Raw genomic sequence first — 13,539 nt, forward strand, 5'->3', positions numbered from 1 at the left:
GTTGTTGGCTGCCAGGCATGAATCCCGTTCGGACGGTCACGCGCACCGCGGACTGGCTGCCGGCCGTGCTCGGTGGTCTGCTCGCCGCCGGGTCGATGGCCGTTCGGCAGCTGGCCGGGACCCCGGTCGGCATGGCGAACAACGGCGACGCCGCCCGGCTGATGTGCCAGGTCGGCGCGGACAGCGGCAACGCGCACCACGGCGCGGACCGGTGGGACTTCGTCCGCTTCGCCTACGCCGAACTGCCCATCGACGCCCCGTGCCCGGCCTACCGGACCAGCCAGTACCTCCAGCTCAGGCTGAGCTCGTGGCTACACGACCTGCTCGGCCTGCCCGGGGCGCTCGACATGCGCCTGGTGATCGTCCAGGACTGTGTGCTCGCCGGGGTCGCGGTGGGCACGATGGTGTGGCTGCTGCGCCGGACCAGGTGGTGGGTGCGGGTCGGGGTGCCGGCCGCGCTGTTCCTGGTACTGGCCGACGCCACGTTCGCCGGCCATGCCGCGTCGCCGTTCAGTGAGCCGGCCGCGTTCATCGGCCTGGTGACGGTCGCGCTCGCCGGCGTGGCGGCGGTGGGCGGCACCCGCCGGCGTACGGCGTTCCTGATCGCCACGGCCGGCGCGGCGCTGGCGGTCAGCGCCAAACTCTCCGCGATCACGCTCGCCGTGCCGTTCGCGCTCTTCCTGGTCACCCGGCGGCTGCCGCTGTGGCGCGGGTCCTGGGGGTTGCCGGTGGTCGGCGTGGCCGCGATCGCGTCGGCGGCGGTGTGGGTGAGCGGCACGGAGACCAGCAACTACGAGCGGGTCAACGTGGCCAACACGATCACCATGACGATCATGCCGCAGAGCGCGGACCCGGCCGGGGTCGCGACCGACCTCGGCCTGCCGGCGTCGTTCGGCCAGTACAGCGGCACCCACTGGTGGAGCCGGCCACGCCTGCCGGCGGATCCGGAGTTCGCGGCCAACGCCCACCACCTCACCAGGACGAACCTCGGCCGGTACCTGCTCGACAACCCGGCCGCCGTGGTCCGGATGGTCACCGGCGGCGCGGACGAGTACCTGGCCTACCGGGTGGACTACCTCGGCAGCTACGGCGAGTTCGCCGGCAGGCCGCCGGGCAGCCAGGAGTGCCGGCTGTGCCTGCTGCCGACGGTGTCGCGCGCGTTGGCCTGGACCGGCTTCGCCGGCGTCGCCGGGTACTGGCTGCTCTGTCTGGTCGCCGCCGGGGCGCAGCTGCGCCGGTCGGCCCCCGGCACGCTCCGGCGCGGCTTCGCACTGGTCGCGATGACGCTCGTCGGCGTCGCCGTCGTGCAGTACCTCACCGCGGTACTGGGGGAGGGCAACGAGATCACCAAACACCTGTCGGTCGCGCTGCTGGCCGCCACCCTGGCGCCGGTGTGGTTGCTGGCCGGCCTGTTCGCCTCGGGCGGCGACCCGGAGCTGGTCGAGTCCGAACAGGCCGATCGCGACGTCGGCCAACTCGCCGCGCGCTGACGGACTTTGTTGTCCTCCGCGAAAATACGGTGCGGTTGCCGTGTCCGGTTGGTGATACGGTCCATCCCATACGGTATTCAGCTGTGGATCCCTGGGGGGATGCCATGAGTGGCGGCACTGTGTCCGGTTCACCGTCCCGTACCCGAGTCGCGGTCGCGACCTTCATCGGCACCGCGATCGAGTTCTACGACTTCTACATCTACGGCACCGCCGCCGCGTTGGTGTTCGGCACCGTGTTCTTTCCCGAGTTCTCACCGGTTGCCGGAACACTCGCGTCGCTGGCCACCTTCGCTGTCGGCTTCGCCGCCCGTCCGCTCGGCTCTGTCGTCTTCGGACATTTCGGCGACCGGGTGGGACGCAAGCGGATGCTCATCGTGTCGTTGTTGCTGATGGGTGGCGCGACCGTCGCGGTCGGCCTCATCCCCTCCTACGCCGCGATCGGGGTGAGCGCGCCGATCCTGCTCGTCATCGCCCGGTTCGTGCAGGGCATCGGGATGGGCGGCGAGTGGGGTGGCGCGGTGCTACTGGCCACCGAGCACGCGCCGGCCGGGAAACGCGGTCTCTACTCCGCGTTTCCCCAGCTGGGTCCCTCGGTCGGGTTCGTGCTCGGCAACCTGGTGTTCCTGGTGCTCAACGCCACCATGCCGGCCGAGGTCTTCCAGTCGATCGGTTGGCGCATCCCGTTTCTGGCCTCCGGGGTGCTGCTGGTCGTCGGCTACTACATCCGCGTCCGGATGACCGAGACCCCGATCTTCCAGGCCGCCCTTGACCGCCAGCAGCAGGTGCGGATGCCCTTCGCCGAGCTGATCCGCCACCAGTCCCGGGTGCTGCTGTTGGCCGCGCTGGCGTTCATCCTGGCCCACGCGCTGTTCTACACGGTCACCACGTTCGTGCTCTCCTACGGCACCACCACCCTCAACGTCAGTCGCACCACCATGTTGGTGGCCGCGATGATCGCGGTCGCGGTCATGGGAGCGCTCACGCTGTTCTTCGCGGTCTGGTCCGACCGGCTCGGCCGCAGACGACTCTGCCTGGCCGCGGCGGTGGCCGCCGCGCTGTGGGCGTTCCCGTTGTTCTGGCTGGTGGACACCGGAAACCCGGTGCTCATCACCGTCGGCATGACCGGCGGCATGGTCTGCTTCGCCATGCTCTTCGGCCCGATGGGCGCCTTCCTGCCCGAGCTGTTCCGGGTTCGTTACCGCTACTCCGGCGCCTCCTTCGCCTACAACGCGGCCGGGGTCGTCGGCGGCGGCGTCAGCCCGATCGTGGCCGCCGCGCTGCTCGCGGGCACCGGCACCTCCGCCTGGGTCGCGGCCTACCTGGTGGGGATCGCGCTGATCTGTCTGGTCAGCGTGCTGTTGTTGCCGGAGACCAGGGACAGTGACTTCGCCGACGGGCTGACCACGGTCAGTCCCGAACAGCCGAGTCCGCGTGGTCGGCTGCGAACCGCGCCGAGGTGAACGGACTCAGGTCGACCGGGGCCGGTTCGCCGAGCGCCAGCGCGGCGGCGCACTCGCCGACGGCGGTCGCGAACTTGAAGCCGTGTCCGGAACAGGCCGAGGCGTGCACGACCCGGGGGTCGACCGGCGACCGGTCGATGACGAAGCTGCCGTCCGGGGTGAGGGTGTAGAAACACTGGCGCCAGCGCACCGGTTCGGGATCGATGCCGGTGAAGATCCGGGCGACCATCGCGGCCATCTCGGTGCGGGACCTGGGCGGCACCGCGTGCGGCCGGACGTTCTGCGGGTCGCCGGGGCGTTGCTGCCGGTTGTGGAAACCGATCTTGACCTGTGGCCCGTCCTCGCTCCACTCCGGCACCCCGTAGACGACGTCACCGGCCGCCGACTCGTACAGGAACGCCGGGAAGCCGTCGATGCCGAGCCGACTGTCCACACGGAACCAGTACACCGGCACCCGCATCGGGGTGAGCACGTGTTCCAGGCCCGCGGCCAGCGCTCCCGGCATCCACGGGCCGGTGGCCAGGACCACCGACCCACAGGAGACCGTCTCGCCGGAGCGCAGCCGTACCTCCACACCGGTGCCGGTGTCCCGCAGCCCCGCGACCTCGTCGCCGAACCGCACGCGAGCCCGCCTGCGCACGGCGGCGTCGAGCATCGCCAGCCGGGCGCGGGTGGCGAGCACGGTGTACGCGCCCGGCTCGTACAGGGCGGTCATGTCGTCCCCCACGCCGAACCACGGGTACCGCTCGGCCAGCTGTGCCGCGTCCAGGACCTCGTGCTCGATACCGCCGAACCGCGCGGTCCGGCGGCTCAGTTCGACCACCCCGCTTTCCCGCGACCCGACGAAGACCCCGCCGGTACGCACGAGCAGGGGATCGCCGTGGATCTCCGCCAGTTCGGTCCACAGCTCGTTGGCCCGGTTCAGCAGCGGTAGGTACGTGGTGCCCTCCCAGTAGGCGCGGCGGTAGATGCGGCTCTCGCCGTGGGAGGAGCCGTACCGGTGGGTCGGTCCGTTCGCGTCGACGGCGAGCACCTCGGCACCGCGCTCGGCCAGCGCCCACGCGGTCGCCGCGCCGACGACGCCCGCACCGACGACCAACACGTCGTAGTTCATGGCAGACGAGTCCCTTCCTCGTGTGTCTCGCCGGTCGGGGTCACCACCGGTCGAGTCCTGCGGGTGCGCAGCACGGAGTCCACGACGATGGACACCAGCGCCAACCACACCACGACGAAGCACAGGATGGTGTTGCCGGACGGCACCTGGCCGTAGAAGACCAGCGCGACGACGAACTGCGTTGTCGGCAGGACGTACTGCATGAACCCCGAGACCGTGAGCGTGATCTTCTTGGCACCGAAGGAGATGAGCCACAGCGGGGTGACCGACACCAGACCGCACACCGCGAGCAGGGCGATCTCGGTCCCGCCCGCCGCCGGCCCCGGGTCGAGCGAGTACGACGTGCCCGCGACGGCGGCCACGGTGACGACGGCCAGCAGCGCGGTCTCGATGGTGAGCCCGGTGACCGGATCGGCGGTGGTCAGCTTCTTCAGGAAGCTGTACACCCCCCAGGTCGTGCCGATCGTGACGTACACCCACCACTCGAGCTCGCTGCTGCGCAGGATGAGCAGCAGCACCCCGAGCAGGCACACGACGAGCGCGCCGCCGCGGACCCGGCCGAGGCGCTCGCGCATCACCACCGCGCCGAGGGCGATGGTGATCGCCGGCGCGATCAGGTACCCCAGCCCGGTCTCGATCACCTTGCCGTGGATCGAACCCCAGATGAAGGTGAGCCAGTTGACACACACCAGGATCGCGGCGGTGAGGTGGATCAGCACGACGCGGAGGTCGGCCGCCGCGTTGATGGCGGCCCGTGCTCGTCCCAGCAGCGCCAGCGCGGCGCAGAGGGTCACCAGGGACACGAGGATGCGGTAGCCGAGCAGGGTCGGCGGCGGCACGTTGCCCAGCGCGTGCCAGAACAGCGCCGACGCGCCGAGAATGACGTTGGCCACCGCCATCGCGGCGATGCCGACCGCGCCACCCCTGGCCTGCGAAACCGTCATCCTCGCGTCCTTCCCGCCGGTGCCAGGCGGATCTCGACGATCTCGTAGGACCAGTGCAGCGTCCCGTCGGTGTCCGTGCTGAAGGCCGCGCCGTGCTCCTCCTTCCAGCGGCGGAACTCCTTCACCAGCACCGCACGCGACAGCCGCCATTCCTCGGTGTAGAAGAACAGCGGGAAGCCGTGCCGCTCCACCATTCTCAGCTCCAGCGCCGCGCCGTCGCGCCGCCGCTGTCTGGCCAGCACGTCGCGGATGCCGGTCATCGAGTTCAGGCCGACGACGGCTCGCCCCGACGGGGTGAGGTGGTCGGGCAGTCGCAGCAGGAAGTCCAGCAGGACGGTCTCCCCGGAGAACATTGCCGACAGGCTGAGGTCGGTGAGCCCGCTGCGTTCCAGTTCACGCCGGCACTCCGGCGAGGGGGTGCGCCAGCCCGGCGGGTTGAACACGATCAGGTCGAACCGTCCCCGCGCGCCGGCACAGTCGAACAGGCTGCCCTCGCCGAACATGATCCGGCGGTCGCCGAAGTTGCGTAACTCGTTCTCCTCGGCCGTCTTCACCGCGGGTGCCGAGATGTCGGTCGCCAGGACGGCGCGTGCGCCCATGGCCCGCAGCAGCAGCGCCAACGCCCCGCTGCCGGTGCCGATGTCGAGCACCGTGCTGTCCTCAAGCGCGCGCCGGTCGGTGCTGCGCACCAGGTAGTCACCCAGTGCCAGCCCGGCCGGGCTGACCTTGAACACCCCGGGTCGGTCGAGCAGGCGCAGGACGTTTCCCATGCCGAAATACGCCTCGTAGGAATCCTCGGTGGATACCAGGTCGGCAAGCCCACCCTGTCCGTGCTGTGTCACGCCCAGCAAGTTTCCCATCTCCGCTCACCTTGGCATTTCGAAGCTGACTCAGCTAACCAGTCCGTCCAGTTCACGCGACCGTTCCGCAGCCCTGTTCAAACCCTCGATGAGAATTTCCCGAAGTCGGTTCTCGCGGTAATGGAGAATGCCTTGTTCCGTGGTTCCGCCGGGAGTCATCACCTCGTCACACAGTTCTTCCGGGCTGCGCGTCGTCGATTCCAGCAGTGCCGCCGTGCCGCGCAGGACCTGGCAGGTCATCAGCCGTGCCTGGCCGGGCTGGAACCCCGCCGCCACCGCGAACTCGGCGAACGCGCCCGCGATGTGCGCGACGAACGCGGGCCCGCCGCCACACAGTGCGGTCGCCTCGTCGACCAGCGCCTCGTCGGCGACGGTGAGCACGCGCCCGAGCACGGCCAGCATGCGCTCGGCGAGCACCAGGTCGGCCGAGGTCACGGCGGATCCGGCGACCAGCACCGTCATGCCCTCCGCGACCTCGCACGGTGTGTTGGGGATCGACCGGACGACCCGTTCGGTGCCCAGCAGGGCTGTCATGGCCGAGATGGTCACGCCCGCCATGACGGACACGACCAGCGCGTTGTCGAAGTCACCAGGCGACCGCGTGCCGGCGAACGCCGCGAACTGCTGGGGCTGCACCGCGATGACCACCACGTCCGCCGGCCCTGGCTCGTATTGTTCGCGCGCTTCGACACCGAACTCCGCGCGTACCTCCGCCCGCCGGGATTCGGCCTTCTCGATCACCACCAGCGGCAGGTCGCCACCATTCTTCACCAGGCCGGCAATGATGGCCGTGCCCATATGTCCCGCCCCGATGAGCACTACTCGCCACCCGGAAAAATCCACATCTCCTCCTCGTTCACGACAACACTGTGAACTGGCCAGTGACGTTTCCCGTCCTGCAGAAGGCTGGCGCACCTTCCGCCGAACCGGCTACATTTTGCGTCGGCGTGATGACGCACTGCGCAAGTACGCAAGGGAGCGTGGATGGATCGGACCTGTTCAGCGACGTGCGGCGCACCGGAGCTTTGCGACGAGGCCCTGGACGTGTACGAGGGAGCGGTCGCGGACAGCGCAGGCGCCGGCTTCCCGCCGCTGAACGAGGTACCGATGTGTCTGCGCAGGCTCGGGCTGGTCGTCCCGTCGGCGCGGGCGCCCAACCGGGTGCGCGCGGTGCCGCCGTCGGTGGCCGCGGCCCACCACCTCGCGCCCCTGGAACGGGCGATCTCGCGCAAGCGCACCGAACTGTCCGCCGTCACCGAGACGTTCGAGCTGATCGAGCAGGCCTACGCCCGCGGTCGGGTGGCCCACCTGCCCGACGTCGTCCCCATCCGCGGTCAGGCGGAGGTCGAGGCCGCGTTGCAGCGCTCACTCGACGAGTGCAAGGCCGAGCTCATCACGGCGCATCCGGGGAAGGGGCGGTCTCCGGAGATCCTGGCGGAGGTGCTCAACCGCGACCTGCCGGCGCTGCGCCGGGGCGTGCGCAAGCGGGTGATCTACCAGCACACCATCCGTACCCACGGACCGACGCTGGAGTACATCGACAGCATCGTCGGCGAGGGCGCCGAGGCCCGCACCCTCAGCGAACTGTTCGACCGGCTCATCGTCTTCGACCGGAACATCGCCTACGTCGCGTCGCCGTCGCACGACGAGCACGAGCTCATCGAGATCCGCCAGTTCGGCCTCGTGCACTACCTGAGCCGCTCCTTCGAGCTCGCCTGGAACAGGGCGACGCCGGTGCCGACCACCGCCGGCTACCGGCACTCGGTCTCGGTGACCAGCGACCTCCAACGCAGCATCATGCGGATGCTGGTCAACGGGCTCACCGACGACAAGATCGCGCGCGAGCTGGGCATGGGCCGGCGCACGGTCGTTGAGCACGTGCGGCGGCTGTCCGAACGCTTCGGCAGCTCCGGCCGCGCCCAGCTCGGCTACGCCATCGCCCGGTCGGGCCTGCTGGACGACGACGCTCCGGCGCAGTGAACGTGCGGTGGCCGGGGTGGCCACCGCACGTCCGGTGCTACTGATCAGGACCACTGGATGGAGCTGATCTCTCCGTCCAGGGCGCCCGGGTTGCCGTTGATGGGGGTCCAGCCGACCGCCATGCCCTGGAACCCGGCGTGCTCGTAGTGCATCGAGTAGCAGAAGTTGTGGTTCTCGTAGGCGTTGATCCGGTCGTTCCAGCCGTAGTCCTCGAGGTTCCACACCTGCCACTTGACGACGCCGAGCGGGTTGCCAAGGCAGCTGTCGTTCTCCACCCACCAGGTGAACGTGTCCGTGCCGAAGAAGTGATAGTCGTAGTCGATCTCGATGACGTTCTGCGCCTGGACGCCCGGCTGGGGTGCCTGCTTGGCCAGGGCTCTCAGCTTGGCTTCGAAGGCCTTGTCGTCGGCGGCCTTCCCGGCGTCGCTCGGCGCGTCGGTGACCCGGCCGCCGGTCGCCGTGGCGATCGCCACGGTGAAGTCGTCGAAGCACTCGACCTCGGCGGCGGGGGCGGCCACGTTCGCGATGCAGTGGTTGGGTTTGCTCTCGGCGGCCTGCGCCGGGGTGCCCATCGCGGTGATACCGACGGCCGCGACGGCCAGGGACACCACAGTGAGAATACGAACTCGCACGATTACTCCTTGGTGTTGTTCCGGGAGATCACGCGGCCATGCTAGGAAGACCCTGTGCTGTCCGGCGCCTTCCGGAACTCGGACAGTCAAAGGGAAAGCGCGTCCGCACAGGCGACCCGGGTGGTGCTCCATGACGCAGGAATCCAGACAGGTGCTGGACACGTTCGTCGGCGAACTCAACCGGTTGCGGCAGTGCGCGGGGGCGCCGTCGTTGAACCAGCTCACGTCGTCGGCGGCCGTGGCCGGCCACCCGCTCGCCCGGTCGACCGTGAGCGACAAGCTCAACGCGAAGTCGTTGCCCGAGTGGGACTTCGTCGTCGGCTTCGTGCGCGCCTGCCTGGCCCACGCCGAGGAAACCGGCCACCAGGTGCCGGCGGAACTGGCCGACCTGGCGCACTGGGACGCCACGCACTGGGAGTTGCTCCGCGCCCTGGACGGTCACCGGTCGACCGACCGGCTCGCCGTCGCCGCGCAGCAGGAAACCCGGCGCCGCCACGCGAGTCCTCCACCGCGGGAACGGGATTCCTGGGTGGTGCCCCAACAGTTGCCCGCGTCGGCGCCGCACTTCGCCGGCAGGGCGGGGGAACTGGCCCAGCTGGCCGAACTGCTCGCCGATCCCCGGCCGCCGACGGCGATGGTGATCACGGCCCTTGGCGGCACCGCCGGTGTCGGCAAGACCACGCTCGCGGTGTACTGGGCCAACCGCGTGGCCGACCGGTTCCCCGACGGCCAGCTGTATGTGAACCTGCGCGGCTTCGACGCGGCGTCCGCGCGGCTGGACCCGGCCGAGGTGCTGCGTGGTTTCCTGGAGACACTGGGAGTTCCCGGCGAACGCACGCCGACCGACCTCGGCGCGCGGACCGGGCTCTACCGCAGCCTGCTGACCGGGCGCCGGGTGCTGATCCTGCTGGACAACGCCCGCGACGCCGAGCAGGTGCGACCGCTGTTGCCTGGCTCGCCGGGCTGTCTCGTGGTGGTCACCAGCCGGCAGCGGATGACCGGACTGGTCGCGGCCGAGGGCGCGCACCCGGTCGTGCTGGATCTGTTGTCCGACACCGAGTCCGGCGAACTGCTGGCGCTTCGCCTTGGCGCGCACCGGGTCGCGGCGGAGCCGGCGGCGGTGCGCCGCATCGTCACCGCGTCGGCCGGGCTGCCGCTCGCGCTGGCGGTGGTGGCCGCCCGCGCGCAGACCTTCCCCGGCTTTCCGTTGTCCCGGTTGGCCGACGAGCTGGACGCGGCCAGGCTGGACGGCTTCGCCAGCGCCGAGCCGACGATGGACATCCGGTTCGTGTTCTCCTGGTCCTGCCGGCAACTCGAGGCGCCGACGGCCCGGCTGCTGCGCCTGCTCGGCCTGCACCCCGCCGGCGGGTTCGGCGCGCGGGCCGCGGCGAGCCTGGCCGGGCAGCCCGTCGCGCGGACCCAACGGCAGCTGGCGACGCTGGCCCACGCCAACCTGGTGTCCGAGCCGTCGCCGGGCCGGTTCGCCATGCACGACCTGCTGCGCGCCTACGCCGCCGAACAGGCGACCGAGCGGGAACCAGACCGTCGGCAGGCGCTCGGCCGGCTGCTCGATCACTACCTGCACACCGTGCACGCCGCGGACCTGCTGCTGTACCCACACCGGGACGCGATCACGTTGCCGCCCGTGCCGGCCGAGGTCGCGCTGCCGACGTTCGCCGACCGCGACCAGGCGTGGGCGTGGCTCACCGCCGAACGCCAGGTGCTGCTCAACGCGATCGAGCTCGCCGCCGACGGCTTCGACACCCACGCCTGGCAACTCGCCTGGTCGATGAACACCTATCTCGACCGGATCGGCGCCTGGGCAGAGCAGAGCAGGGTCCAGCAGCTCGCGGTGGCCGCGGGCGTCCGGCTGGGCGACCTCGACGCGCAGGCCAGGGCCCGCCGCAACTGGGCGGTGGCGTGCCTGCGGCGCAAGCGCTACGCCGAAGCCGGCGAGCAGCTGCGGCTGGCCCTTGACCACTACGACCAGCTGGGTGACCACGTCGGCGCCGCCAGGACGGTGCTGAACCTGGGCATCCTCGACGAGCACCAGGCCGACTTCCCGCACGCGCTCCAGCACGCGCGGCTGGCGTTCGACCGGTTCGCGCTGGCCGGCCACACCCACGGGCAGGCCAACGCGCTCAACAACATCGGCTGGTACCACATCCAGCTCGGCGACTACGAGAGCGCGCTCGACTACTGTCAGCGAGCACTCGCGCTGCAACAGGAGACCGGAAACACCTACTGGCAGGCACACACCTGGGACAGCCTTGGCTCCGCCCATCACCACCTCGGCCAGTACACCGAGGCGATCGACTGCTTCAGCCAGGCACTGACCCGATGGCGCGACTCCGGCGAACGCTACTTCGAGGCGACGACGCTGACCCACCTCGGCGACTCCCGCCAGGCGATCGGCGATGCCGGGAACGCGCGCTCAGCGTGGCGCCAGGCCACGGCCATCCTCGACGACCTGGCCCACCCCGACGCCGGCCCGGTACGCGCCCGGCTGCGCTGAGGACCCTGACCGGGCAACCTTGCGATCACCTTGCGATCACGACGCCGTGGGGGAGTGCTCGATCCCGAGAGATCAGATCGTGTCAGATCCGTGATCAACGTGGGCTGGTCCGGTGACGGACCGACCCGCCGCACACCCTGTCACCGGCGACAACCCAGCGTGCGGGTCGCTTCCCGGGCGACCGGCTCGACCACCCGATTCCTCGCTCAGTGAGATTCCCCGGTGACCAAGGGTGGTGAATCGCGGCCTGAACCATGTCAACAGCCCGCGTCGCATACCCGCAGGCCTGCCCACCGGCAGCGGACTTGTTAGGTTGCGAGGCGCCGAACTCAAGGGCGGCGTTCACCACCGAGAGGTCATGCTGGCTGTGTCATTGATCGAGCTGTCCGAGATCTACAAGGTCTTCGGCCGCCGCCCGCAACGCGCGGTAGCCCGGTTGCGCGAGGGAGCCAGCTGCGAGGAACTGCGCGCCGACGGCCTGACCGCGGCGGTCATCGACGCGTCCTTCGCGGTCGATCCCGGCCAGATCTTCGTCGTGATGGGCCTGTCGGGGTCGGGCAAGTCCACGCTGATCCGCATGGTGAACGGCCTGCTGGAGCCCACCTCCGGGGCGGTGCTCATCGACGACGAGGACATCACCAAGCTCGAGGCCCGCGGTCTGCGGCGGGTCCGGCGCGAGCGGATCAGCATGGTCTTCCAGCACTTCGCCCTGCTGCCGCACCGCACGGTCGGCGAGAACGCCGCCTACGGGCTCAAGGTCCAGGGCGTCAACCGCGTGGACCGCGAGCAGCGGGCCGACCGCGCACTGGACCTGGTCGGCCTCGGCGGCTGGGGTGGCTCGTACCCCGGTGAGCTCTCCGGCGGCATGCGCCAGCGGGTCGGGCTGGCCCGCGCCCTGGCCGCGGAGACCGACATCATGCTGATGGACGAGGCGTTCAGTGCGCTGGACCCGCTCATCCGGCGGGAGATGCAGGACCAGCTCATCAAGCTCCAGCACGACCTCGGCAAGACCATCCTGTTCATCACCCACGACCTCAACGAGGCGATGCGCCTCGGTGACCGCATCGCGATGATGCGGGAGGGCCGGATCGTGCAACAGGGCACCGCCGAGGAGATCCTGAACGACCCGGCCAACGACTACGTCGCCCAGTTCGTCCAGGACGTCGACCGCACCCGGATCCTCACCGCGGCCTCGGTGATGGAGAACCCGGTCGCCGTGCTCGGCGCGGGGCAGGGGCCGCGCGCGGCCCACAAGCTGATGCGCGAGAACCAGCTCAACGGCATCATGGTCGTCGACCGCAAGCATCGGCTACACGGTGTGGTCAGCGAGTCGGCCGCCGCCGACGCCGTCGCCGCCGGGCGCGACGACCTCGCGGGCGTGCTGGAGCAGCCGGCCAAGGTCAGCCCGGACACCGCGGTCGCCGACCTGTTCGCCACCTCGGCACACAGCGCCATCCCGATCGCCGTGGTCGACGCCGAGGAGACCCTGCTCGGCGTCATCGCCCGCGTCACCCTGCTCAGCGCCCTCGGCAGCGTCGCCCAGTCCGCCGCCGCCGATCTGGACACCGGCTCCGAACTGGCGCCCGACGCCACCACGAAGGGACCCCGGTGATGCGGGCACAGGACATGTGGGGCGAGAGCGTCGACGGCCTGCCGAGGATCCCGGTCGGGGACTGGATCGACAGCGCGTTCGACTGGGTCAAGGACAACCTCGAGACCTTCTTCGACCAGGTCGCCGACCTGCTGCGGGACGCGGTGGACGGCATCGCCGACCTGCTCAACGGGCCGACGCCACTGGTGCTGGCGTTCGTGTTCGCGCTGCTGGCCTGGCTGGTCCGGGACTGGAAGGTCGCGCTCGGCACGCTCGTCGGGATGGCGCTGATCATCTCGATGGAGCAGTGGGAGAACGCGATGGACACCCTGGCGCTCATCGTGGTCGCCACCATCGTGGCGCTGGTGGTCGCCATCCCACTGGGCATCCTCGCGGCCCGCTCCGACCGGTTCAGCAGGGTGATCCGCCCGGTGATGGACCTGATGCAGACGATGCCGGCCTTCGTGTGGCTGGTCCCGGTGGTCACCCTGTTCAGCATCGGGGTGCCCGCCGGGCTGGTGGCCACCATCATCTTCGCGCTGCCGCCCGGCGTCCGGCTGACCGAGCTGGGCATCCGCCAGGTGGACGCCGAGGTCGTCGAGGCCGGGCACGCGTTCGGCGCGACCCCCCGGCAGATCCTCCGGGAGGTCCAGCTGCCGCTGGCCCTGCCGACCGTGATGGCCGGCGTCAACCAGGTGATCATGCTGGCGCTGTCGATGGCGGTCATCGCGGGGCTGGTCGGCGGTGGTGGCCTCGGCAGCGAGGTGACCTCGTCGATCTCCCGCCTGGACATCGGGCTCGGGTTCGAGGCCGGCATCTCCGTGGTGATCCTCGCGATCTTCCTCGATCGCGTCACCGCGTCGGCCGGGCAGCGCGGACAGCGGCGAGGGCTGCTGCGTGGCCTGCGGACCCGGGTACGGACTGGAGGCGTCACGTGATGCCCGCACGAAGAG

At 70.3% G+C, this 13,539-nt stretch carries 11 protein-coding genes; 6 read left to right on the forward strand and 5 right to left on the reverse strand.

The window, feature by feature from the left end:
- Window positions 1-17 precede the first annotated feature (17 nt).
- Together wsfD and ACYVIP_RS25930 are read left to right on the forward strand one after the other, a co-directional pair.
- Window positions 18-1,490 (forward strand): glycan biosynthesis hexose transferase WsfD, encoded by a 1,473-nt coding sequence (wsfD, locus tag ACYVIP_RS25925; protein ID WP_460400805.1) that lies wholly within the window; start codon window positions 18-20, stop codon window positions 1,488-1,490.
- A gap of 104 nt (window positions 1,491-1,594) precedes the next feature.
- Window positions 1,595-2,950, forward strand: coding sequence for an MFS transporter (locus tag ACYVIP_RS25930; RefSeq protein ID WP_460400807.1), 1,356 nt, complete (start codon window positions 1,595-1,597; stop codon window positions 2,948-2,950).
- Here ACYVIP_RS25930 and solA read toward each other — a convergent pair.
- The 4 genes from solA to proC are packed head-to-tail and all read right to left on the reverse strand — an operon-like array spanning window position 2,898 to window position 6,783.
- Window positions 2,898-4,064 (reverse strand): N-methyl-L-tryptophan oxidase, encoded by a 1,167-nt coding sequence (gene solA / locus ACYVIP_RS25935; protein WP_460400809.1) that lies wholly within the window; start codon window positions 4,062-4,064, stop codon window positions 2,898-2,900. The genes ACYVIP_RS25930 and solA overlap by 53 nt on opposite strands.
- Window positions 4,061-5,008 carry an EamA family transporter gene (locus tag ACYVIP_RS25940; RefSeq protein ID WP_460400811.1) on the reverse strand — a complete coding sequence of 316 codons (948 nt, stop codon included), beginning with the start codon at window positions 5,006-5,008 and terminating at the stop codon, window positions 4,061-4,063. The genes solA and ACYVIP_RS25940 overlap by 4 nt, the downstream gene beginning before the upstream one ends.
- Window positions 5,005-5,868 (reverse strand): 50S ribosomal protein L11 methyltransferase, encoded by an 864-nt coding sequence (locus ACYVIP_RS25945; RefSeq protein ID WP_460400813.1) that lies wholly within the window; start codon window positions 5,866-5,868, stop codon window positions 5,005-5,007. The genes ACYVIP_RS25940 and ACYVIP_RS25945 overlap by 4 nt, the downstream gene beginning before the upstream one ends.
- A 30-nt stretch (window positions 5,869-5,898) precedes the next feature.
- Entirely contained in the window at window positions 5,899-6,783 is an 885-nt protein-coding gene (gene proC / locus ACYVIP_RS25950; RefSeq protein ID WP_460400815.1) for a pyrroline-5-carboxylate reductase, read from the reverse strand.
- A gap of 129 nt (window positions 6,784-6,912) precedes the next feature.
- On the opposite strand from proC, the gene ACYVIP_RS25955 reads away from it, so the two are divergent.
- Window positions 6,913-7,848, forward strand: a complete 936-nt coding sequence (locus tag ACYVIP_RS25955; protein WP_460400817.1) for a LuxR C-terminal-related transcriptional regulator — start codon at window positions 6,913-6,915, stop codon at window positions 7,846-7,848.
- Between the two features lie 44 nt (window positions 7,849-7,892).
- Here ACYVIP_RS25955 and ACYVIP_RS25960 read toward each other — a convergent pair whose 3' ends face one another.
- A complete protein-coding gene (locus ACYVIP_RS25960; RefSeq protein ID WP_460400819.1) occupies window positions 7,893-8,480 on the reverse strand; it encodes a hypothetical protein in 588 nt (195 codons plus the stop codon).
- A gap of 130 nt (window positions 8,481-8,610) precedes the next feature.
- Between ACYVIP_RS25960 and ACYVIP_RS25965 the strand changes: the two genes are divergently transcribed.
- The 3 genes from ACYVIP_RS25965 (at window position 8,611) to ACYVIP_RS25975 (ending at window position 13,524) form a co-directional block, all read left to right on the forward strand.
- Window positions 8,611-10,995: an ATP-binding protein gene (locus ACYVIP_RS25965; RefSeq protein ID WP_460400821.1), complete on the forward strand. Its 2,385-nt coding sequence runs from the start codon at window positions 8,611-8,613 to the stop codon at window positions 10,993-10,995.
- Window positions 10,996-11,353: 358 nt separating this feature from the next.
- Complete coding sequence (locus ACYVIP_RS25970) at window positions 11,354-12,607, forward strand: quaternary amine ABC transporter ATP-binding protein (protein ID WP_460400823.1); 1,254 nt, start codon at window positions 11,354-11,356, stop codon at window positions 12,605-12,607.
- Entirely contained in the window at window positions 12,607-13,524 is a 918-nt protein-coding gene (locus tag ACYVIP_RS25975) for an ABC transporter permease (protein WP_460400825.1), read from the forward strand. The genes ACYVIP_RS25970 and ACYVIP_RS25975 overlap by 1 nt, the downstream gene beginning before the upstream one ends.
- The last annotated feature ends 15 nt before the right edge of the window (window positions 13,525-13,539 follow it).

Source organism: Actinophytocola sediminis, assembly GCF_054779715.1.